This is a genomic window from Cytobacillus gottheilii (assembly GCF_001636345.1).
GTDB classification, from domain to species: Bacteria; Bacillota; Bacilli; order Bacillales; family Cytobacillaceae; genus Cytobacillus; species Cytobacillus gottheilii.
This window is the reverse complement of record NZ_KV440945.1, coordinates 3,666,846-3,688,879: the sequence shown is the minus strand read 5'-3', so window position 1 is coordinate 3,688,879 and position 22,034 is coordinate 3,666,846. Positions and strand designations below refer to the sequence as shown.

The 22,034-nt window shown below is 41.6% G+C and carries 21 protein-coding genes; 20 read left to right on the top strand and 1 reads right to left on the bottom strand.

Annotation, left to right across the window (positions count from 1 at the left end; genetic code table 11):
• Positions 1-4 precede the first annotated feature (4 nt).
• The 13 genes from A6754_RS17875 (at position 5) to A6754_RS17815 (ending at position 13,668) form a co-directional block, all read left to right on the top strand.
• Positions 5-838 (top strand): carbohydrate ABC transporter permease, encoded by an 834-nt coding sequence (locus A6754_RS17875; protein ID WP_066451719.1) that lies wholly within the window; start codon positions 5-7, stop codon positions 836-838.
• Positions 839-854: 16 nt separating this feature from the next.
• Complete coding sequence (locus A6754_RS17870) at positions 855-2,390, top strand: DUF4127 family protein (RefSeq protein WP_066449004.1); 1,536 nt, start codon at positions 855-857, stop codon at positions 2,388-2,390.
• A gap of 72 nt (positions 2,391-2,462) precedes the next feature.
• Complete coding sequence (locus A6754_RS17865; protein WP_066449003.1) at positions 2,463-4,040, top strand: FAD-dependent oxidoreductase; 1,578 nt, start codon at positions 2,463-2,465, stop codon at positions 4,038-4,040.
• Positions 4,041-4,158: 118 nt separating this feature from the next.
• A complete protein-coding gene (locus tag A6754_RS17860; protein WP_066448999.1) occupies positions 4,159-5,331 on the top strand; it encodes an alpha amylase family protein in 1,173 nt (390 codons plus the stop codon).
• 41 nt (positions 5,332-5,372) lie between these two features.
• Positions 5,373-6,101: an N-acetylmannosamine-6-phosphate 2-epimerase gene (locus A6754_RS17855; protein ID WP_066448997.1), complete on the top strand. Its 729-nt coding sequence runs from the start codon at positions 5,373-5,375 to the stop codon at positions 6,099-6,101.
• Positions 6,102-6,173: 72 nt separating this feature from the next.
• The gene (locus tag A6754_RS17850) at positions 6,174-7,073 is read left to right on the top strand and encodes an ROK family protein (protein ID WP_066448995.1); all 900 of its coding nucleotides are present in this window, start codon (positions 6,174-6,176) and stop codon (positions 7,071-7,073) included.
• Positions 7,060-7,833 carry an alpha/beta hydrolase gene (locus A6754_RS17845; RefSeq protein ID WP_066448994.1) on the top strand — a complete coding sequence of 258 codons (774 nt, stop codon included), beginning with the start codon at positions 7,060-7,062 and terminating at the stop codon, positions 7,831-7,833. The genes A6754_RS17850 and A6754_RS17845 overlap by 14 nt, the downstream gene beginning before the upstream one ends.
• A 2-nt stretch (positions 7,834-7,835) precedes the next feature.
• Positions 7,836-9,716, top strand: coding sequence for a beta-N-acetylhexosaminidase (locus A6754_RS17840; RefSeq protein ID WP_066448992.1), 1,881 nt, complete (start codon positions 7,836-7,838; stop codon positions 9,714-9,716).
• Positions 9,717-9,809: 93 nt separating this feature from the next.
• Positions 9,810-10,835, top strand: coding sequence for an SGNH/GDSL hydrolase family protein (locus tag A6754_RS17835; protein WP_066448990.1), 1,026 nt, complete (start codon positions 9,810-9,812; stop codon positions 10,833-10,835).
• Positions 10,836-11,027: 192 nt separating this feature from the next.
• The gene (locus A6754_RS17830) at positions 11,028-11,231 is read left to right on the top strand and encodes a DUF1858 domain-containing protein (protein ID WP_066448988.1); all 204 of its coding nucleotides are present in this window, start codon (positions 11,028-11,030) and stop codon (positions 11,229-11,231) included.
• Between the two features lie 36 nt (positions 11,232-11,267).
• The gene (locus A6754_RS17825; protein WP_066448984.1) at positions 11,268-12,506 is read left to right on the top strand and encodes a DUF438 domain-containing protein; all 1,239 of its coding nucleotides are present in this window, start codon (positions 11,268-11,270) and stop codon (positions 12,504-12,506) included.
• 198 nt (positions 12,507-12,704) lie between these two features.
• On the top strand, positions 12,705-12,962 hold the full coding sequence (locus tag A6754_RS17820) for a CPCC family cysteine-rich protein (RefSeq protein ID WP_066448981.1): 258 nt from the start codon (positions 12,705-12,707) through the stop codon (positions 12,960-12,962).
• Positions 12,963-13,089: 127 nt separating this feature from the next.
• A complete protein-coding gene (locus A6754_RS17815) occupies positions 13,090-13,668 on the top strand; it encodes a hypothetical protein (RefSeq protein ID WP_066448979.1) in 579 nt (192 codons plus the stop codon).
• A gap of 62 nt (positions 13,669-13,730) precedes the next feature.
• Here A6754_RS17815 and A6754_RS17810 read toward each other — a convergent pair whose 3' ends face one another.
• Complete coding sequence (locus A6754_RS17810; RefSeq protein WP_156495817.1) at positions 13,731-14,603, bottom strand: hypothetical protein; 873 nt, start codon at positions 14,601-14,603, stop codon at positions 13,731-13,733.
• Positions 14,604-14,778: 175 nt separating this feature from the next.
• On the opposite strand from A6754_RS17810, the gene A6754_RS17805 reads away from it, so the two are divergent.
• The 7 genes from A6754_RS17805 to A6754_RS17775 are packed head-to-tail and all read left to right on the top strand — an operon-like array spanning position 14,779 to position 21,479.
• Positions 14,779-15,192, top strand: coding sequence for a hypothetical protein (locus A6754_RS17805; RefSeq protein WP_066448973.1), 414 nt, complete (start codon positions 14,779-14,781; stop codon positions 15,190-15,192).
• Between the two features lie 16 nt (positions 15,193-15,208).
• The gene (locus A6754_RS17800) at positions 15,209-15,679 is read left to right on the top strand and encodes a hypothetical protein (RefSeq protein ID WP_082851731.1); all 471 of its coding nucleotides are present in this window, start codon (positions 15,209-15,211) and stop codon (positions 15,677-15,679) included.
• Between the two features lie 33 nt (positions 15,680-15,712).
• A complete protein-coding gene (locus A6754_RS17795; RefSeq protein WP_066448969.1) occupies positions 15,713-16,498 on the top strand; it encodes a hypothetical protein in 786 nt (261 codons plus the stop codon).
• 21 nt (positions 16,499-16,519) lie between these two features.
• Complete coding sequence (locus tag A6754_RS17790; protein ID WP_066448966.1) at positions 16,520-16,837, top strand: hypothetical protein; 318 nt, start codon at positions 16,520-16,522, stop codon at positions 16,835-16,837.
• 14 nt (positions 16,838-16,851) lie between these two features.
• Positions 16,852-17,160, top strand: coding sequence for a hypothetical protein (locus A6754_RS17785; RefSeq protein WP_066448963.1), 309 nt, complete (start codon positions 16,852-16,854; stop codon positions 17,158-17,160).
• A 19-nt stretch (positions 17,161-17,179) separates the two neighbouring features.
• Positions 17,180-20,854 (top strand): multicopper oxidase domain-containing protein, encoded by a 3,675-nt coding sequence (locus tag A6754_RS17780; RefSeq protein ID WP_066448960.1) that lies wholly within the window; start codon positions 17,180-17,182, stop codon positions 20,852-20,854.
• A gap of 31 nt (positions 20,855-20,885) precedes the next feature.
• Positions 20,886-21,479 (top strand): SCO family protein, encoded by a 594-nt coding sequence (locus tag A6754_RS17775; protein WP_066448957.1) that lies wholly within the window; start codon positions 20,886-20,888, stop codon positions 21,477-21,479.
• Positions 21,480-22,034: the final 555 nt, after the last annotated feature.

The following is a 22,034-nucleotide window of genomic DNA, read 5'->3' as shown; positions in this document are numbered from 1 at the left end:
CCCTATGAAAAAAAAGAATCCGTTTAAAAATTTTGTCAGTAAATTGATTGTCTATGTGCTGTTAATCTTATTTGCTCTCTTCATGATGGGGCCGTTTCTCTGGTTATTAAGTGTGTCCCTTATGCCTGGTGAAAATATCTTTGCATTCCCGCCAGCGATATTTCCAACTTTTATAGATTTCAAGAACTATCTGGAAGTTTGGGAGTATATGGATTTTCTAAAATATATATGGAACACCGTAATTATCACATTCCTCGGTGTTACATTAAGTATTTTATTTAGTGCTTTAACGGCCTATCCGTTAGCCATTTTCAGATTCAAAGGGAGAAATTTTATCTTCCTGCTGCTCGTTTCAACCATGATTATTCCTGCAGCCGCAGCACTTGTTGTTAACTATTTAACAATTAATAACCTAGGCTTGATTAATACCTTTACTGGTGTAGTGCTGCCAACACTTGTTTCCGTTTTTAATGTCTTCCTTTTCAGGCAGGCATTTATGGGGATACCGGGAGATATAAGAGACTCGGGAAGAATGGACGGCGCTTCTGAATTCCGGATTTGGGTTCAGTTAATGATGCCAATGATCAAGCCAGCTGTCGCTGTTGTAGGCTTATTTGAATTTATGGCGAACTGGAATAGCTTCCTATGGCCAATCATTGTGCTGGATACAGAGAAATATCCATTAGCTTCTGCATTAAGCTTTTTAAATGGCCAGTTTTCATATAACTTTGGTTGGATTGCTGCCGGTACAATCATCTCAGTCATTCCAATCATCATCGTGTTCTTATTCACACAAAAATATTATATGGAAGGCATATCAGGAGCCATAAAAGGATAAAAAAGGGAGACCTCACATGTACAAAATTGCTTACATCCCGCTCGACGAACGCCCATGCAACTTCAACTTTCCAAGTATGCTTTGGGCCTCGGGGACAGGTCCCTCGACCCAAAATCTCGTTAGACCAGATATCAGCATAATGGGAGATAAAAAAACACCGGGAAACACGGAAAAAATATGGGAATGGCTGTATAAAGAAGCAGAAGATTCTGATGGGATCATTCTTTCCATCGATACATTATTGTATGGAGGCATTATTCCTTCCAGATTGCATCATCTCACACTGGAAGAATGCAAAAACGCACTAGCGGGACTTTCCAGGATTAAAGAAATAAATCCAGATGTAAAAATATACGCCTTCAGCTTAATCATGAGATGTCCGAAGTATTCAAGCAGTGATGAAGAACCGGACTATTATGGTGATTGGGGAAGTGAAATCTTCCAATATGGAAAGCTCCATCACTTGATTACAGCCAATTTGGCATCTGACGAAGAAAGGAAGCAATATGAAGATCTGAAGCAGCAGCTGCCGCAGGAGTTTGCCGATGATTATTTATCCCGGAGAAAAATCAATGTCGAGGTCAATAAGCTCGTCCTTCAATATGTCAAAAATGGAAGCATTGATTTCTTGGTTATTCCTCAGGATGATTCTGCACCTTACGGCTGGACAGCGATTGATCAGCAGGAGGTAAGAGAAGCGATTGCCTCTTTTGATCTTGAGCTGGATGTCTATATGTATCCTGGAGCAGATGAAGTCGGCTGTACGCTGCTGGCGAGAATGCTCAATAGCTTTAATAAGAAGAGACCATTGGTTTATCCTGTTTTCTCAAGTACAGAAGGTCCGTCAGTTATACCGTTATATGAGGATCGTCCATTAATGGAAAGTTTAAAATATCAGATTTTAGCGGCAGGCGGACTGCTCGCTTCAAATCTCGGGGAAGCTGATTTTGCGTTATTTGTAAATTCACCGGCAGAACCCATGATGGAAGCAGCTTTTCAAGATAATCTTAGTACAAAATATCAGGTGAATCGAAATCTGATTGCTTTTGCGGAAGAGCTCGAATATACAATCTGTGAAAGGAACATTCCATGTGCTGTAGGAGATGTCGCATTTGCAAACGGTTCCGATTTAGCTCTTTTAAAACTTTTAAAAAGAAAGAAGCTTCTATTTAAGCTAGCAGGGTATGCTGGCTGGAATACAAGCTCCAATACTTTAGGAACATGCATTGCACAAGGCATGCTTCACAATCTATATGGCAGCACGGAGACTCATAAAAATTTCCTTGCATTGCGTTATGTAGAAGATGCAGGCTATTGCAGTTCTGTCAGAAAAAATGTCACTCATTCTATTTTGCCTGAATGGGGTTATAACTACTTTTTAGTAGATGGCAAGAATGGAAGAGTTTCCGAAATTGTAAGAGAACAATTAAATGAATTTGCTCAAGAAAACCTCAAGGACGATGAGTGCGAAATCATCATAAAAGATTGTTATATGCCATGGAATCGCATGTTTGAAGTTGGGCTGGAAGTTGAGAAAAGGGTAAGAGGGTAAGGTTATAAGCACCTGTGAAAATATAGTGGGTCAGCGGATCTGTCCCTCGAACCCAAAAAGGAGTTGCTGGCAATGCTGAAGCAGGATACTGCAGATGTTGTGGTTATAGGCGGAGGGTTAGGCGGGTGCATGGCATCCCTGGCTGCTGCCAAAATGGGTTTAAGGGTTATTATGACGGAGGAAACAGATTGGCTAGGAGGACAGCTTACAAGTCAGGCGGTACCTCCAGATGAACATAAATGGATTGAGAAATATGGATGCACCGGCACATTCCGGGAATTTCGAAACAGAGTACGGGAATATTACCGGGCGAATTATCCGCTTACGAAAGAAGCAAGAGAAAATGAAATCCTTAATCCCGGCAATGGCTGGGTAAGCCGGCTGGCACATGAGCCGAAGGTGGCATTAAAGGTCATTGAAGATATGCTTGCTCCTTATATGAACAGCGGGAGAATAAAGGTGCTCTATAACTTTAAAGCGGCAGAAGCGAAAACAGAAGAAGATGCTGTAAAGTCTGTCACGGTGACTCATAACAGCGGGGCTCAAAGTATTGAATTGATTGGACAATACTTTTTAGATGCAACAGAATGCGGAGATGTTCTGCCGATAGCTGGAGTTGAATACGTTTCAGGTGCCGAGTCTATGAATGAAACCGGTGAGCCGCATGCACTGGAAAAAGCAGATCCAATCGATATGCAATCCTTTACATATGTGTTTGCAGTCGATTATATAGAAGGCGGAAATTTTACGATTGATAAACCTGAGCAATATGATTTTTGGCGTGATTATATGCCAAGCTTTTCACATTTGCCTTTATTCAGCTGGTATGCAACAGATGCAGATGATACCACAAAGCTAAAGCAATTCACCTTATTCCCAAATGACGAAGGAATTCCTTCTTTATTTACGTATCGCAGAATCCTGGATACCGAAAATTTAGACAGTGATTTATATGAAGGCGATATTTCCCTCATCAACTGGGCACAGAATGATTATTCTCTGGGACCTATCTATGGGGTGCCGCAAGAGGAAATCGACAAGAATTTATTTAGTGCGAAACAGCAAAGCTTATCCCTTTTGTATTGGCTGCAGACTGAAGCGCCAAGATTGGATGGCGGGAAAGGCTACCCCGGCTTGAGACTACGCAAAGATGTATTGGATACAGAAGACGGCCTTGCCAAATATCCATATATCCGTGAATCAAGAAGAATCAAGGCAGTTTATACGATTACCGAAAAGGATGTCAGCAAGGAGATAAGAGGAGATCAGGGAATATGTGAATATTTTGATAGTGTGGGTGTTGGCAGCTATCATTTGGATCTGCATCACACAACCGTTTCAAAACGCAGCTTCTATATTCCGAATTATCCTTATGAAATACCGCTTGGTGCATTGCTGCCAATTCGTGTAAAGAACCTGCTTCCTGCATGTAAAAATATAGGCACAACTCAAATTACAAACGGCTGCTACAGGCTGCATCCGACAGAATGGAATATTGGAGAATCAGCAGGCTATCTCGCGGCCTACGCACTTAAAAACAATATAACACCACATCAGGTGAGACAAGAAGAAAAGCATTTGCAGGAATATCAAAACCTCTTAGTGAAAAATGGCATTCAGCTTCATTGGCCGGAGGATATTGATCTGTAAATAGAAACCTGCACCAAAAAGCGTCTGTATAGAACGCACAAAGGATTTGCGAATTATGCATTTGGTAAGGAACATGTTATACCGGACGCAACAGCCTTTATAAGAGAGGGTGAGGAAAATGGAACAGCCAAACATATTATGGGTGGACTTTTTAGCAAATGGCACAAGATTGCTGGATCCGGAAAAAATGAAAGAACTCGTTCAGCATGCCGTTAAAAGCAAGATTACCCATCTTGTCATCGATGCAAAAATTCCGTATGGATTTACAACATATAGCAGTAAGTTTGCCTATCATGTCAGTGAAATGAAAGATGAACAATATCATGCCTGGAAAGGCAGGGATTTTCTTCAGGAAATGATCCAACATGCCAAAGGCTCGGGGATGAAGCTGATCGCAAATGTCGATGTATTTGCAGAAGGCAATGGAGTTGAAAAAGAAGGAATGGTATACGACAAGCCGGAATGGCAGGTGGTACATTATGACACAGCACTTTCAAATATGCCGACAGCTGCAGAAAATCAAAATGATTTAACTGTATTTGTAAACCCAATTCATCCAGAGGTTGAAGCATATGAACTCAGCATCATTCAGGAGATTATAGACCGGTATCAGGTTGATGGCGTTGTATTGGATCGATGCAGATATCCGAATATTTATGGAGATTTCAGCAAGTTAAGCAGAGAGAAATTTGAAGCTTTTACAGGCGAAGAAGTAAAAAACTGGCCAGAGGATATTATGATAGTTGAAGAGAAGAAACCGCTCTTTGGTCCGCTTTTTCCAAAATGGGCTGAGTTCCGTGCCAAAAATATTAAGAATTTTGTTCAAAAAGCTAAAAATGTGGTTAAAACAAAAAATTCAGATTTGATTTTTACCATATATGTAGGTTCATGGTATCCGCTTTATTATAACGAAGGCGTCAACTGGGGAAGTGAAACGTATACCCCTGCGTTCGATTGGACTTCTGACACCTATTATACATCCGGGTATGCAGAAGAGTTTGATTTTATTATGATCGGCTGCTATTACCCTGAGGTTACGATCGAAGAAGCGTTAAATAACGGCAGACCTGCTGACTGGTATAGTGTCGAAGGTGCCATTGAAATGAGCAAGGAGGCTGTCAATGGCCAAATTCCTGTGATTGCCAGTTTATATTTAAAGGATTATACGGGCAATGCTGAACAATTTAAAAAGGCTGTTCAGCTATGCAAGGAGCGGTCCAGCGGAGTAATGCTGTTTGACACGGTGTATTTAGAGGATTACAAATGGTGGAACGAACTAGAAGACCTTTAAATAATAATCCTATGGATTAGTATGTAACTGGAGTGTAGGGAATGAATAACAAACAAGCGTTTTTTGCGAAGATTTATAAAAAATTAGTTGTGTCATGTCAAGCACTGTCCGATGAGCCTCTTCATAGCTCCTTTATTATGAGCAGAATGGCAGTGGCTGCAGCCCAGGCAGGTGCTAGCGGCATCCGGGCAAATAGTGTGGAAGATATTCATGAAATTAAAAAAGCAACAGATCTGCCAATCATCGGGATTATTAAGCAGGACTATGATAATTCAGATGTTTTTATCACGCCAACCATGAAGGAAATCGATCTACTCGTAAATGAAGGTGTAGACATGATTGCATTGGACGCCACCATTCGTGTGCGGCCAGATGGCTATACCATTTCAGAGATCTTCCCGGAAATCCGGCGAAAATTCCCGCATCAGTTATTTATGGCGGACTGCTCAACGCTGGAAGAGGGCATCACAGCTGAAAAATTGGGCTTTGATGCCGCCGGAACGACTTTATGCGGCTATACAGAATATACAAAAGGGATTAAGCTGCCTAATGTCGATTTGAATAAGCAGTTTGTTCAGCATTTAAAGATACCTGTCATTGCTGAGGGCGGAATTTCAACTCCTGAGGAATTAAAGGAAGTCTTTGCAACAGGCGTTCACACTGCTGTAGTCGGATCTGCGATCACACGCCCGCAGGTCATTACAAAACGATTTTTACAGGCTATAGAGGAAGCGGTCTCCACTTCAAAAGGCAGCAGTGCCAAACCTTAAAATCTGTTATGAAAGTACCAGAACAAAACAATGCGCAAAAAAACTGCATAGTTTCATAGAGGTGAGCTTGAAATGAAAATATTCGCTGGTGATATCGGCGGGACTTCTATTAAATATTCTGTAACGGATGATCACGGTTATATGATGTTTTTTCATGAAGCAGAAACTGAAAGAGAAAAGGGCGGCCCATACATCATTCAAAAACTGGAGGATCTCATTGCCGGCTATCCGGATATAGAGGCAATAAGCATTAGCACGGCTGGCCAGGTAAACATTGAAGAAGGATCTATCATTTATGCGAATGAAAATCTGCCAAGCTACACCGGTACAAGGATAAAAGATATTCTGGAAGACAGGTTCCGCGTACCTGTAATGGTAGAAAATGATGTTAATGCAGCCGCTCTTGGCGAAAAACATTACGGAGCTGCCAAAGAGTATTCAGATTTTCTGTTTTTGACTTTTGGAACAGGCATAGGCGGGGCGATTGTAATCGATTCAAAGCTGTATCGGGGTTTTACAGGGAGTGCCGGGGAATTTGGCCATATGAACCAGTATCCGAACGGCATTGAATGCGGCTGCGGGAAACAGGGCTGCTATGAACAATATGGCTCCACAACAGCTTTGATTCGAGAAGCAAAAAAAGCAGATCCAGGCTGTACAAATGGAAGACAGCTATTTGCAATGATACAGGATGGAGATCAGAGGCTTTTAGAGGTTTTGGACTCGTGGGCAAATGAAGCGGCAAGGGGCATTGCCAGTTTAGTTCATATCTTCAATCCCCCTTGCGTCATTTTAGGCGGCGGAATCATGGAACAGGATTTGTCTGTCAGACTCGTTTCTGAAAAGCTTTACCAGCATATTATGACTAGCTACTCAGGTGTAAAAATTATAAAATCTCAGCTCGGGAATAAAGCGGGACTGTACGGAGCCATTTCTTTGCATGAAGGAGTTAAACACATTGGAAAAATATAATCAGACCTTTTATAGTTCTCATTTGCAGAAGACGCTGAATTATATGGTTTTAAAGACAAAAGAGAAGATAGAAGATGCCTATGTATTATATGTCCAGGATGGCAGGGATTACTGGGAGCTTGGCGGGCTGGAAAAGGCCGTTCAGAATTTAGTGAGGGAAAATCCTGAGCTGGCACAGCACCTTGTTTTTGTATTAATTCATCCTGGAGATTCAATGGAAAGATGGGAATCATTTAGCCGAAAAGGAGCTTCCTTTCAGCAGTACCTTCGGTTTATGAATGAAGAATTTATTCCTGAGATTGAAAGAAATATAGATGTAGGGAAGATAAGGAAAAGAGGTCTTTTGGGAGATTCATTGGCAGGAAATATTAGCTTAAATATAGCAGCAGAAAAGCCGGAAATATGGACGCACCTATTGCTTCAGTCTCCGGCTGTTTCTGATGAAGATATTGGTCAGCTTGAAGATGTGAATCTTTCAGGATGGGATGTCTATCAATCTGTGGGAATTTATGAAGATGAATTTGTATCCTCGATCTCAAACGAAAAATTATACATTTTAACAAAAAACCGCCAGCTCCACCAAACCTTCCTTTCAAACAAAGCAAAAGTAAACTATATAGAAACAAAAGACGAACACCTGTGGAAAGTGTGGGAAAGAGACCTGCCAGCACTGCTGGAGTTTTGGGGACAGGTCCCTCGACCCAATGAAAATATGGTGGGTTTAGGTGCCTGTCCCCCCGACCCAGCGAAGGAGGCATAATAGTGAAACTGCATTTTACAGGAGATGTGAATGAGGTGCTGGAAGGCCTTGAGATTCTCAGTGCTGATTTAGGGATAAAGATTGCGGATGAGGGATATGTGATTGAGGTCATGAATCGGAAAGGACCTCTGATCGTAGAAAATAAAAATGGCAAAGGTCAGATCTTCTTTGAGAACAAGATTCATTTTTTCAGAGGATTAGGGCTTTGGTTGCAGCATTTTGAAGAAGAGAAAGAATTCACCAAACAAGAGGTTCCACAATTTCAGACGAGTGGTGCGATGATTGATGTCTCGAGAAACGCTGTATTAACGGTTGATGGCATTAAAATGCTATTAAGGAAAATGGCAATTATGGGCTTAAACATGGTCATGGTGTATACAGAGGATACCTACGAGGTACCGGAGCTCCCTTATTTTGGCTATATGCGCGGAAGATACAGGGAGGACGAGATTCGGGCATGTGATGACTATGCTTACACATTAGGTATTGAGATGGTTCCATGTATTCAAACACTGGCACATCTGAAGGAAGCATTAAAATGGGGATACGCGAATGATATGAAGGATACGGACGATATTTTGCTCGCTGGCGAGCCGAAAACCTATGAATTTCTTAGAAAACTGATTGAGGCGGCGATCTCGCCATACCGTACAAAAAGAATCCATATCGGAATGGATGAGGCACTGCAGCTAGGCAGAGGAAAGTATATTGAACAAAACGGCTATCAAAATCGGTTTGAAATCATGAATGGACATCTCAAGGAAGTATTATCGATTACAGAGGAATACGAGCTGCAGCCGATGATCTGGAGTGACATGTATTTTCGATTAGCTTCTGTAAATGGTAACTATTATGATTTTGATTCGGCAATGCTGGAAAAGGTTAAGCAAAGCATTCCAAATGTACAAATGGTGTACTGGGATTACTATCATGCGGAAGCTAGTTTTTATGAAGGAATGCTGAACACCCATAAACAAATTGCAGCTGATCCGATTTTTGCTGGGGGGCTATGGACATGGAATGGAATTTCCCCAAACTATTCGAGAGCTTTCAGGAACTCAGAAGCTGCATTACAGGCCTGCAAAAAAACAGGAATTAAAGAAGTCTTGGCCACAATGTGGGGAGATAACGGAGGAGAAACTCCGATTCAGACGGCACTGCCTGGCTTACAGCTTTTTGCGGAGCATACGTACCATCAGGAAGTAACCAGAGAGCATTTGGAGGAGCGTTTTTATTGCTGCACCGGCTTTAGACTAGATGATTTTCTGCTGTTAAATTCATTTGATGAAGTTCCAGGTGTCATGAAAGATAATTTATATTCCTCCAATCCATCAAAATTTTTACTCTGGCAGGATCTATTAATGGGACTGTTTGATGAAAATATAAAAGGACTTCCGATTGCTGAGCATTATCGCAGTTTATTAGAGGAGCTTCAGAGGACTAAGGAGCATAACCCAGGCATGGAAAACCTGTTTTGCTTTTATGAACAGCTGGCAAAGGTCTTAAGTTTAAAAGCTGAATGGGGAATTGGCATAAAGTCAGCCTATGACAGTGGAGATAAAGAGGAGGCTGCACATTTTCTAGCAAAGCTGGAGGTCCTGAAAGCAGAGACTGATAGACTGCGAAAGGCACATAGAGACGTCTGGTTTTCTATTAATAAACCGTTTGGCTGGGAAGTTCTTGATATTCGCTATGGAGGTTTATTAACCAGAATGGAAACAGCCCAATACCGGATGCAATCATGGATAGACGGCGGCGTGACAAAGCTCGAAGAATTAGAAGAAAGCCGGCTTAGGTATGACGGCCCCGAACAATTCCCTGACAGCGTAACACTGGGCAGGGGAGAAACATACAATCGAATCGTTTCGGCAGGTGGGTTTTGAAGATGGGTTTTGAGGGACAGGTCCCTTGACTCTGTAAAATTATGGTGGGTGAAGGGACCTGTCCCTCCGCCCCAGAAGAGGTGAAAAAAGGTAATGAGATGGCATAATCCAAAAGAGGAACCTTTTCGTATAAGCGGCTTTGCGTGGTTTGGGGAGGAAGAGAGGTATCGAAGGCTTCCGGCTAATCCTGAATATAATTTGCCTGTAAGTGTGGATAGACTGGCCAATGATACTTCCGGCGGACAAATTCGTTTTCGGACCAATGCTTCTAAGTTAGCCATTAAAGTTAAGCTGACGGCTTCAGCAGGAATGGGGCATATGCCTGCTTCTGGTCAATGCGGCTTTGATGTATATGTAGGGAAGCCTGGTCAGCAGCAGTATTATGCATCTACTTATCCGGCCATTCATGATCAGGCTTTTGAGAGAACAATCTGGGATTTAACAGGCAGCAATGCAGAACAGTTAAAGGAAATCACACTGAACTTTCCGCTTTATGTTGGCGTAGTAGAGGTTTTAATAGGAACAAATCCAGATGCAGTCATCGAGTCTCCAACTCCATTCTTTTCCGATAAACGGGTAATTTTCTATGGAACTTCCATAACACAGGGCGGATGTGCCAGTCGGCCGGGTATGTCTTATACAAACATCCTCAGCAGAAGAGTGAATCTGGAATTTATTAACTTGGGATTCTCCGGAAGCGGGAAAGGGGAACATGAAGTAGCATTAACCATTCGGGAAATCGAAAGACCAGCCTGCTTTGTTCTTGATTACGAAGCAAATGCCACCCTTCAGCAATATAAAGCCACACTGCTTCCTTTTATAGAAACGTATCGGAAATATCATCCTCAAGTACCTATCATCGTCGTGTCACGAATCCCATATACACAGGATAAGGCAAAAGGTCAATACGATGAACATCAGGAACGAAGAGAACACTCTAAGAATATTGTAGAGAAATTAAAGGAGCAGGGAGATCAGCATATTGCATTTATAGATGGAATGAAGTTATTAGGTGAATACTGGCATGAATGCACAGTAGATGGAGTTCATCCAAATGATCTTGGATTTATGGAAATGGCGAATCGTATGGAGAGTGCTTTTGACTTTTTAAAAATATAACTTGAAGTATTTTAAAATCATATAGAGAAGAAACATTTTTAAGAGGATAGCATGCCGCTATCCTCTTTTCTTTTTGTAAAAACTGCTCCCCGTTTCAAATTTTATAATATGTGATCCAAATCACTTAATCACTTCTCACCACATGCTATGGTTATATTGAGAATAATAATCATTTCTAAATGAGGTGGTATCATGCCGAAGATCTTAGACTTGAACTTACCGATATATGAACTAACAGCAGCATATCCAGAGCTGATCGAAATTTTAAAAGAGCTTGGTTTTGAGAAAATTACGGATCCAATAATGATGCAGACGGCGGGGAGGATTATGACCATTCCGAAAGGCTGCAGAATGCGGGGAGTTTCAATTGATACAGTGAAAGAAATTTGCGAATAAAAGGGCTTTACTATTACGGAATAAGGATGGGATCATATAAGCGAGCTGATTAATAATCGGGAAAAAACAACAGAGCAGGCATCACAAAGACAGGAAATACTTATGGAAATTATTAAAGATCTGCATGCTGGCAAAACGGTTGCAGAGGTAAAGCAGCGTTTTGAAGATGCAGTCGGAAGCATTTCTATAGCTGAAATTTCTCAATTGGAACAGGCTTTAATGGAGGAAGAAGGAATTCCAGTCGAAGAAGTGCAAAGATTATGCTCTGTTCATACAGCCATTTTCAAAGGTTCTATTGAAGAAATCCACCGCATATCAGACAAGCCTGAAGAAATGCCAGGACATCCGATTCATACCTTTAAATTAGAAAATAAAGAGATTGATCTGCTGACGAACTTTAAACTGCAGCTCCATTTTGAACGTTTTGAGAAAGAAGATAGCGAGGATAATAGATTTAAATTGCTGGAAGATCTTAACTTACTGCTGGATATCGATAAGCATTATAGCCGTAAGGAAAATCTGTTGTTTCCTTATCTTGAGAAATACGGCATCTTTGGACCGACGAAAGTGATGTGGGGTGTGGACGATGAGATCCGTGCGGCCATAAAGGAAGCAAAGCAGCTGCTGCAGTCTTATGAAGGCAATAAGCAAGCAGTCTTGGATAAGGTTTATTATGTTATTCGTGAAGTCAGCGAAATGATTTTTAAAGAAGAAAACATTTTATTTCCGATGGCCCTGCAAACATTAACCGAAGATGAATGGATGAAGGTTGCCAAGGAAAGTGAGGAAATTGGCTATTGTTTAACAGGACCAGCAGGAAAGTGGAAACCTGTGCGGCATGGACACGCAGAAGGTACTGAAGGAATGGTAAACGGACTAATACATTTAGAAACAGGTGTCTTATCAGTACAGCAGCTGGAGCTGATGATGAATCATTTGCCTGTAGATATTACCTTTATTGATCAAGATGATGTTGTCCGTTATTTTTCTCATGGAAAAGAAAGAATTTTCGCGAGAACAAAAGCGGTTATTGGCAGAACGGTGCAAAATTGCCACCCGCCGAAAAGCGTTCATGTTGTTGAGAAACTGCTCGAGGATTTCAAAGCTGGTGTGAAGGATACGGAAGATTTCTGGATTCAATTTAAAGATAATTACGTCTATATCTGCTACTTTGCTGTTAGGAATGAGCAAGGAGAATATTGCGGAACACTTGAGTTTACGCAAAATATACAGCCGATTCGAGAGATTGAGGGGGAGAAACGGATCTTGGCGTGAGGTAAAAGAATACATTAACAGGCACCTAAAATGCAGAGTGGGTTCTATCTTTTAGGTTGTTTTTTTTATTTCAAGCCTAAGTCTCTCTTAAGAAATTTTTTAAGAAAGGGGATTAACGCAAGGGCATTATTCTGAAAAGCAGCGGTTTATCTAGAGAAGAATTAGTAGTAAAATGATAAAAAACATCGAGGTGAACACATGAATTATACTTGCCCATGCTGTGGGTATAAAACATTAGATGAAGAACCCCCTGGTACTTACGAGATTTGTTATTGGGAAGATGATGCTATTCAATTCAATGCCCCTGATGATGCTGGCGGAGCGAATGTAGTTTCCCTAAAACAGGCTCAGTATAATTTTAATAGATTTGGTGCTTGTGATGAAAATAGCGGCAGCTTTGTAAGAGAACCAACTAGTAAAGATATTAAAGATTCTAACTGGAATGCGCTTATATAGTACCATTTTTTACTCAGTTTGCTTCAAAATATTCAGTATCCAAAATTATCCACAAAAACCTGTACATCCATCTAAACAACTTTCCTCCTCCTTTCATATCCTAAATATAAATGAAAGGAGGACGAGCATGAATCACAAACAAACCACCAATGATGACCAGAACCGCTCCTATCTCGGCCAAAATACAAAACGTTTCCCAATAAACAGAAATAAAAGCAAACACTTCTACAAAGAATCTGGAATCATTCATCAAATCGGAACAGATTATGTAGACTTGCTGCAAAGAGATCATACTGTCGTTAGGGTATTAACGAGGCATGTGAAGAAGATCAAATGGGTTGATCATCATTGCCGAAACAAATGCCTGGATCATGTAGATTTTGAAAAGGCATGCAGAGGAAGAGACGATCATTTGAGCTGCTTCGTTTGCAGCCAGCATCACGGGGAATGCCATTGCGATGTAAGCAGCAGGAAGAGATTCATTCATTCATATCTTGATAAACATTGCTCTCATTGTCAAAAACACCATCGGGATTGCCGCTGCGGCAAACAGTTTAATACCATCAAAGATCCCGTTATTCCCTATTGTGATGAGCGGATTCAATTGCGGTTAGCTGGATTGACAGACAGTTTTCTATACAAGTTATTTAAGCATAAAGGCTGCAGAGTCGTTCTGGAGCTGGATCTGTCGGAAACATTAGATTAAGACAAAAAAGGAAGGTGCCGCGGGGGGTTCCTTCCTTTTGGGCTGCCAATCACTAAACTTTTTTATTTCTCCAATTCAATCAAGCAAATATCTTCAAAGTCAATCCAATGTTTTTCATCGTATTTTTGGATGAGCATATCCCGGTCATCGATTTTCTCCAATGTTCCATCAATTTCATGATTGTCAGTTTCTGTTTGGATGTAACAGTAATAGCCAATATAACTTTCAAGGAGCATTTTTAATTTTATGCCGAAAAATAGGTTGAGCAGATACGGGCTTTTAGTAACGAGTTCACCGAAATGGAATGTCAGGTCTCGTCTTAGGCACGGATTGATGCAGATCAGTTCTTGTTCTTCGGTAATATTTTCTCCTCTGTCCAAATCGTGAATGGACAGGATTTTCCTCGTGGGAATAAAGGCTATGTTACAGGTATCTGCTTTTTCAATAATAATAAAATCGATTCCCGCGTCCAGGAAATATCCGCATACTTCTTGCTTTTTTCCGCTGCAGACATAATGGACCGTTACAAATTGATCTCTTAATGAACGAAGGCTTTGCTGAAGAGCTCTTGCATTCGGTTCGCCCGCCTCAAGATCACCCTCTGCATCAACTCCCTTCTCATCCTCTGATACAGCAAGGGCCAAAAGGAGTTCATTTGCTCTCCTGATGCAATCTTCAAGCTCCTCAAGCACACCTGGTGAGAAGGAGCTAAAGGGTGAAGAGAATTTTGGCTGCGGAAGTGTTTCCGGACAGCAATCTTTTGGTACGCAAAAATCATTATCCTCTACTCCTGCAGGAACGAACTCGGGACAGCGAAACAATGTTTTTCCATGAATGAATTCAGCTTCAATACACTCAATGTCATTCCACATTTTTGAATTTCTCAATACTTTAACAGCTGGAGCTGCCTTTTTATAAGCTGAAATGGTCAACAACCTCCTTTTATCTGTACATATACCTAATGTATGGATCTTCACTGATTTATGGTTGGGCAAATGACTAAGGCAGGTGCATTTCTAAATGAAATTGTAAAAATATACATATAGGTTATAGACCAAGCTTTTAGGAACATAACCATTACAAACAGGAAATATGGAGGAGACTGGAGCCATGGGGTATTTAGGGTTTTTGTTATATGGAAACCTTGTACTGATCTTATTACTATATCTATATCTTTATAAAATTCGTAAACTCATCGGTTTCCAGCTGGGGATGAATATTTCAATGCTGGCAGGCGGTTTTTGTGCAATTGCCACAGGCGTAATCCTCATTTATCAGTTTCCATTAAAATTTGTCATCATTACGATGATCACGGTGGTAATAGGGATGATGATTGGCGGCCTTTTTGGTGCACTTTTTGATTATCAGACTCTGTTGACTGGTTATATAAATGGTTTAATGATGGGCATTATGGCACCGATGGTAGGGGCAGCTGCCAACACTAGCATTCTCTTTTTATTTTTTATTGAAGCGGTCTTCCTGCTTTCTCTCCTGCTTGTTTTTCTTTCTGCTAAAAATACATAAGTAAGGAGTTATGAATGTGGAATTATCCCCTCTATTTATTATGCTGATTCTTGTAAATGGTCTAATGGGATTTTTCTTTTATTTTGTCATGTATAAAAAAAGGAAACTATTTGCGGACCGCTTTGGGATGGTAATGGCCGCGTCAGGCAGCAGTATTTTCTGCATGAATCTGGCTATGCTTCTTCACTTCCTTTTTCCATTTGAAATTGGAGTACTTGCGATACTTTCCACTGTGATCGGCGGCGGGATTGGTTTACTGTATGGTGCACTCGTCCGTTTTCAGTCTTTATTGGCTGGCTTCTCCCATGGCAGCATTGGCTCCATCATGGGAACGATGGTTGGTGCGGTAGTGGAAAACCCAGCATTATGCGGATTGCCTGCTGCTTATTTTAATGATGTGGAGAATAATATGATTCTATTTGGTTTATTTGGCACAGGTTTGGTGTTTGCCACATTTGGTTTGTTATTTTACTCCTTGCGAGTATAAATAATATAGATATTTGAAAGGAGAGGAGGCTGAATGGAGAACAGACAGGAGGCAAAAAAGAAAATTCACTTAAATGAATATATGGAAAGATTGCTAGAGCAAAGAAAGCATGAAGTCAGAAAGAAGGATCCTATTAATGAGTTGAATGAACGAAAAGGAGAGGGCCTTACATCTCCTTCAACAATGACGACGACAGAAGAAACAAGGTTATTAATGGAATATATAGACCGGGCAAACATCTTTCATCTATTGGAGAACAATGAAAAACGCGGAAAGTCATTAAAGCTTAGGAAATTTTTTAAATCAAAAAGAAATCAGCAGGTGGAAATTTACTCTGCCATCGGTACTGAATCTCATTACAAGGAGGGAAAAGTCAGTACGGTGGGCCGTGATTTTGTGATGCTGACCAATTTAAAGGAACGGGTGTGGATTCCTTATTCTGTCATTCAATCGGCTAATATTGTGTATGGAATCCCAAACTATTCAAACACCCATCAGCATTATCTTTATGATAATAATTTGCGCACGAAGCTGCTGCGGCAATTCGGGGAAACTGTTTCAAAACGTGACCTTCTAAAGCAGCAATTCATTGAAGAAACATTAAAGACGAATTTAAACACCTGGAAGGACACATGGGTGAATGTCTGGATCGGCAGTGATGTCAAAAAGCTTGGTAAGATTATTGAATCTGAAGACAAATTAACCATTGCTTTTATGGGGAAAAAAGAAGAAATACATTTTGATGAGATACGTTATATTGAGACCATTCGATTGTTAAGAGTATTTACTTATGGCTTTAAAAATTACTATAAAAAGTAGGACAACGGGGGAGGAAGTCATATGACGAGTGAGAAGAATCCGCGCAGTATTGGAGAATTGGAAGATCGTTTTTTTAGAGAGCTATTGGCCTTAAAGGGAACAAGCGTCTTAATTGTAACCGAATCCGATCAGCTCAATTTATTTGGCCAAACCTTTCGTCCCATATTTTGCGGCGAAATAATCGATGTACAGCCAGGTCATCTGACTCTATTTCCAGTCAATATAAAAATAATAAATGCCCCACAATTTAACTTTCCCACACCACTTAGTATTCCATTTGAAAAAATTGCTCACTTTACACCTGACTTTGACTGTAATGAAAGATTTCCACTTACGTAAGGAGGGACCAAAAAATGAGTCATGAAAATAATATTGCAGGAATGAACTTCCCAACTGTCAATGTCATCCATGATCAGGCGCTGGTGGAGACATTTGTTGAGGGCATTGGCAAGAATATCTTTATTTTAACGCCATCATACCCATTTGTTTTTATCGGAAAGCTGGTAGATGTGATTGAGGATCAGGCAGTGGTGGATGTGAAGGTCACCTCCATTTCGGAGCTGGAGAATCGGCAGTGGTTTATTCATATTCATCAAATTGAAGTTTACTATATTCAGCAAAAAGGAATGCCGCGAATTCCTGAGTTAAAGACCAATTTCTGAGTCATCAAGGGGGAGAGCTATGAAACGCAAATTTCATGTTGTGGCGATTTCGATTCGGATTGTGCTCAACAACTTTGGTGACTACAACCGAAATGGCATCATGTATGTTTTAAAGGAAAACGAACAAAAGGTGAAGGATTTAGTCAAGAAAAATCCTTTCACACCAGTTGATTTAGTGCAGCCACTTTGTATCCGGGCCAATGTGGGAGACGAGGTGGAGATTTTATTTGAAAATCAGATCCATTACGCAACAGGCATGCATTTTCAGGAAGCTGATTATGATCCGCAAGATTCAGATGGCGCCAATGCAGGCTTCAATCCAAGTTCTTTAGCAGAACCTGGTGAGAAAATCACTTACACGCTAAATGTAAATCATGAAGGTGTGTATATGTTCACAGATCTAGGAAACCCGGACAGCAGTGATCAGGGAACGAATATTAACGGGATGTTTGGCTGTTTGTTTGTGCAGCCGCGCGGCTCATGGTGGACAGACCCGGTAACAGGGGGACCGATTAACAGCGGTGTGTATGCCGATATCCATCATCCTTTTCTGCCATCCTACCGGGAATATGGATGGATTTTTCATGATGAAATGCCAACTCGGGATGTAACGGGAAATTCTCCGCTGGATCCGATGACCAATCAAGAGCGTGAATCCACTCATGCGGTAAACTATCGCTATGAACCGATGGAAAATCGGGTCCGATTATTAGAAGAGGGAGTCGTTAGCCCGGATGGTCATGGAGAGGAGGTACACCACGATTCATGGGTGTTTGGCGATCCGGCAACGCCTATTTTGCGGGGGTACCGCGGGGATCCTGTAAAACTTAGGCTGGTTCATGGGGGTGTGAAAGAGACCCATGTTCTGCATTATCATGTGCATCAGTGGTCAAAAGATGCGAAAAATACAGAATCAGAAATCTTGGATGCCCAGGCAGTCAGCCCGCAATCCTGGTACACAGTTCAGCCTCATTATGGATTAGGCTCTCTTCAAGGGGCAATTGGGGATGCGATCATTCACTGTCATCTTTATCCCCATTTCGGTGTAGGGATGTGGGGGATTAACCGCATTTTTGATACGCTCCAGGATGGAACTGGCTGTTATCCAAATGGCGAGCCGATTAAGGCGCTGCAGCCGCTGCCTGATAGGCCTTGTCCGCCGAAGCCAACAAAAGAAAGACCAGGATTCCCTAACTTTATTCCAGGAAAGCTTGGGTGTAAAGCACCACGGCCGCCGCTAGGGATTGTGGGCGGACGAGATATGACTGAACTGGAAAGAAACGCGGCCGTGCCAAATGCCAGACCAGGTGCTGTATTTGTCGATCCTTGTGCGCTTGCTGATAACCCTGTGGTGCAGGAGTTTAATGTTTCTCTGATCCAGCTCCCGATTGTATATAATCGCCAAGGCTGGAACGATCCGATCGGAAGAATCTATGTTTTAGATGAAGATATAGAGGATGTGTTAAGCGGAAGAAAAGAACCGGAACCATTGGTTATGCATATGACAGCCAATACGTGCGTGCGCATTAATTTTACAAATCGTCTGCCGGAAGTGGTTGGCGGCAGCGCATTCCAGCTTGTGACAAGAACATATGAAACAGGTGTTCATGTGCATTTCGTTAAATTTGATGTGCTTGTTTCAGATGGTGCGAATGTAGGCTGGAACTATGACTCTAGTGTTCTATCTGGGGAAACAATCCGTTATGAATATTTTGCAGATGTAGAGTTAAAAGCATGGTTTTTCCATGACCATTTGTTTGCGAATTTTCATCAGCAGCATGGCGTCTTTGGAACAGGAGTCGTTCATCCGCGCTTCACCAAGTTTTTAGATTCCAAGACAGGAGAAGAAGTGGATCATGGCGTGCAAATTACCGCGATTCACCCGCTCATTCCTGATTACCGGGATATGGTTCTGATGGTTCAGGATTTTGCTCTGCTATATGACAAAGATGGCTGTCCGCTTCAGCCTCCAGACTTTCCAGGTTCACAGGATGACCCAGGATTATTTGGAGTCAATTATAAAAATGAACCGCTGCAATTCCGGTTAGGAAAAGACAAAGATCCAGCATATTCGTTTAGTTCATATGTTAATTGTGATCCAATTACGCCGATTCTGCACTGTTATGAAGGTGATCCGATTCGTGTCAGACTCCTTCAAGGGGCGCATGAGGAATCGCACAGTTTTAACATTCATGGCTTGCGCTGGAAGGCGGAGCACCCTGACTCTGAAACAAAGTTTAGAGATCAGCAGCATATTGGAATCTCTGAATCTTTTACACTGGAAATGGATGTGCCGAGGTCTGGAGATTATTTATGGACGTTTGAAACAGAAGAAGACTTATGGAATGGTTTATGGGGATTAATTCGAGCCTTTGAAGAAGAAGTGGATTTTCTCATTCCGCTGTCTGACCGTGAACCGCCGCCACAACGCACAACAGCACTGCCGGAGCCGACAGGAAAACCGCCGGAGAAAGCAAAAATCGTTCCATCTCCAGGACCTGTTAATGCAGCAGTCAAAACGTTTAACATCGTCGCCTTTCATAAACCAATAACGTACAGCAAATGGGATGAACGTGATCCCTTTGGAATTGTTTTTGCTCTCGAAGAAGATGTAGAAGATATTTTAGACGGGAAAAATCCTGAACCGCTGATTATCCGTGCCAATCAGGGAGATGTTGTGGAGATTAACCTGACGTCCAAACTGCAGTTTGATCAGTTTCCGTTTCCAGATGGCATTTGGCCTTATCCTCCTGTAAAAGAGCAGGCCTTTTACCCGCCGTCCGTCAGGATATCTCTGCATGCGCAGCTCCTTGATTATGATGTGAAAACTTCTGCGGGAGAAACAGTTGGCTTTAACCCTGATCAGTCAGCAGCTCCCGGTGAAATCATCACCTATAAATGGTATGTCGACAATCCAGTTGGCGCCTGCGGTTTATGGGATATGACTGATATTCGCAATCATCGTTCCCTTGGTACATTCGGCTGCTTCATCGCTGAAGCAAAAGGAACGAAGTATCTGGATCCTTCCACAGGAGAAGAAGTAAAAACGGGTGCGAATGTCGTACTGCGCAATCCATATTTGCCGGATACCAGAGAGTTTGTTCTTGTTCTGTATGATGGCGCAAGGCTGGTGGATAAAAAAGGCGATTTAATTGTGGACCCGGTGGATGCCATTTTAGGCGGAGTAGATCCAGAGGACCGGGATGATTTGGTTGATACGTATGATAATGGCTCTAGAGGATTCAATTATCGGACGGAACGATTAATCAACCGTCTCCGAGAGCATCCAGTATTAAAAGATTTATTCAGTTCGAGAGTGTTTGGCGATCCATCGACACCATTATTTGAAGCATATCCAGGTGATCCGATCACAATACGGTTAGTTAATCCATCAGAACGCCGGCGTGCCCACACATTCCATCTTCATGGCCATTATTGGAATAACGATGACAAAGACATTACGTCTGAAGTGCGATCTGTGGAAGGTGAAATTGTTGCAGGTCATGCCGTTGACTTGCCGCTGCATTACGGAGCAGGCAGCTTATATCAATATCCAGGAGATTATATGTACCGCTCCGGCAACATCCGCTGGGATATCGAGGCAGGAATGTGGGGAATTATCCGCGTTCACAAATCCAAGCAAAACCATCTTTTTGTCTTGAAAAAGAAAAATAAAAATGAAAACAAAATCTAACTGTGATTCCTATGCTGGAGTGTGCTGAAGGATGAAAGTCACAAAAAAGCTTCTAATTTTTTTGGTCATCGTCACAGGTTTTTTCCTCGTTTACTGGTTATGGCCAAGTGACGATGGCTTGCCAATCCTTGATAAAGTGGATGCCTTTGAGTTAGACAATGTTCATGGAGATCGGTATGGCTCTGAGAATGGCAAAGTGAAGCTGGTTTCCTTTTTTTATACAAACTGCCCTGATATTTGTCCGCTAACGATGATGGATTTTAAAATAATACAATCTATGTTAAAAGATAAAGGTTTGTTTGGAGACGAGGTTGAGCTTGTCAGCATTACGCTTGATCCTGCCTATGATACCCAAGAGGTCATAAAGGAATATGCACAAATCTTTGAGACGGATACAAAAGGGTGGAAGTGGCTAAGAGACACCCCGGAAAAAATAATGGAAATTGCCGGCGAATTTCAGATGCAGTATGAATTAGACTCCGAAACAGTACTCTATCATTCTACAACCATGTATTTAGTAGATGAAGAGAACAACATTCGGGCACTATATGACATGGCCTTTGCGGATGAACCTGTGAAGAAGGATGATATAGTGAGAGATATTGAGCTATTGGCGGGAGAGTGATTTCCTGGTATAGAGCAAGATTTTCCGAGAGAGAACTATACGGATCAGACCAAATCAAAGTTGATTTGGTCTTTTTTCATTTAATAGAGTTTAGATACGGACGGTGGGTAATCAATAAGCGGAAAAACTTCTCCTAATAATAAAATTGCACTGAAATGGACTAAAATAGACGGAGAGTTTCCGGTTATTCACTCGAAAAACGAGAAAAATGGCCATTTTTCTGAGCTTAATGGGAAAATCTCCGCTTATTTACCCTAAAAAGAGCGAATTTTGGATTTTAGCCGGAAATTCTCCGCTTATTTAAGCTCACTCACTGGCTGCTTTATTGCAAATACACTGTACTAAACCTTTTACAATATTAAATTTGACTCTTCGCTGGGCAGTACGCGCAGAACCCTTGGTGCAATGCCAGTCATGTTGGCAATGTGTCATTCAGTAGGAAAAGGTAGACCCGCGGCTGCAACCTTCACAAGATTCCCTTCACTTCAGGATCCTATATATTATCAAGGTTAAGGCCGTACACTAATAGGCATCTGAATCTTCGCCTCGTTTACA

What these genes read in the sequence shown, in the direction of transcription:
- A6754_RS17875 (WP_066451719.1), top strand. Translation starts at nt 5, where the DNA reads ATGAAAAAAAAGAATCCGTTTAAAAATTTTGTCAGTAAATTGATTGTC.
- A6754_RS17870 (WP_066449004.1), top strand. Translation starts at nt 855, where the DNA reads ATGTACAAAATTGCTTACATCCCGCTCGACGAACGCCCATGCAACTTC.
- A6754_RS17865 (WP_066449003.1), top strand. Translation starts at nt 2,463, where the DNA reads ATGCTGAAGCAGGATACTGCAGATGTTGTGGTTATAGGCGGAGGGTTA.
- A6754_RS17860 (WP_066448999.1), top strand. Translation starts at nt 4,159, where the DNA reads ATGGAACAGCCAAACATATTATGGGTGGACTTTTTAGCAAATGGCACA.
- A6754_RS17855 (WP_066448997.1), top strand. Translation starts at nt 5,373, where the DNA reads ATGAATAACAAACAAGCGTTTTTTGCGAAGATTTATAAAAAATTAGTT.
- A6754_RS17850 (WP_066448995.1), top strand. Translation starts at nt 6,174, where the DNA reads ATGAAAATATTCGCTGGTGATATCGGCGGGACTTCTATTAAATATTCT.
- A6754_RS17835 (WP_066448990.1), top strand. Translation starts at nt 9,810, where the DNA reads ATGAGATGGCATAATCCAAAAGAGGAACCTTTTCGTATAAGCGGCTTT.
- A6754_RS17830 (WP_066448988.1), top strand. Translation starts at nt 11,028, where the DNA reads ATGCCGAAGATCTTAGACTTGAACTTACCGATATATGAACTAACAGCA.
- A6754_RS17820 (WP_066448981.1), top strand. Translation starts at nt 12,705, where the DNA reads ATGAATTATACTTGCCCATGCTGTGGGTATAAAACATTAGATGAAGAA.
- A6754_RS17815 (WP_066448979.1), top strand. Translation starts at nt 13,090, where the DNA reads ATGAATCACAAACAAACCACCAATGATGACCAGAACCGCTCCTATCTC.
- A6754_RS17805 (WP_066448973.1), top strand. Translation starts at nt 14,779, where the DNA reads ATGGGGTATTTAGGGTTTTTGTTATATGGAAACCTTGTACTGATCTTA.
- A6754_RS17795 (WP_066448969.1), top strand. Translation starts at nt 15,713, where the DNA reads ATGGAGAACAGACAGGAGGCAAAAAAGAAAATTCACTTAAATGAATAT.
- A6754_RS17790 (WP_066448966.1), top strand. Translation starts at nt 16,520, where the DNA reads ATGACGAGTGAGAAGAATCCGCGCAGTATTGGAGAATTGGAAGATCGT.
- A6754_RS17785 (WP_066448963.1), top strand. Translation starts at nt 16,852, where the DNA reads ATGAGTCATGAAAATAATATTGCAGGAATGAACTTCCCAACTGTCAAT.
- A6754_RS17780 (WP_066448960.1), top strand. Translation starts at nt 17,180, where the DNA reads ATGAAACGCAAATTTCATGTTGTGGCGATTTCGATTCGGATTGTGCTC.
- A6754_RS17775 (WP_066448957.1), top strand. Translation starts at nt 20,886, where the DNA reads ATGAAAGTCACAAAAAAGCTTCTAATTTTTTTGGTCATCGTCACAGGT.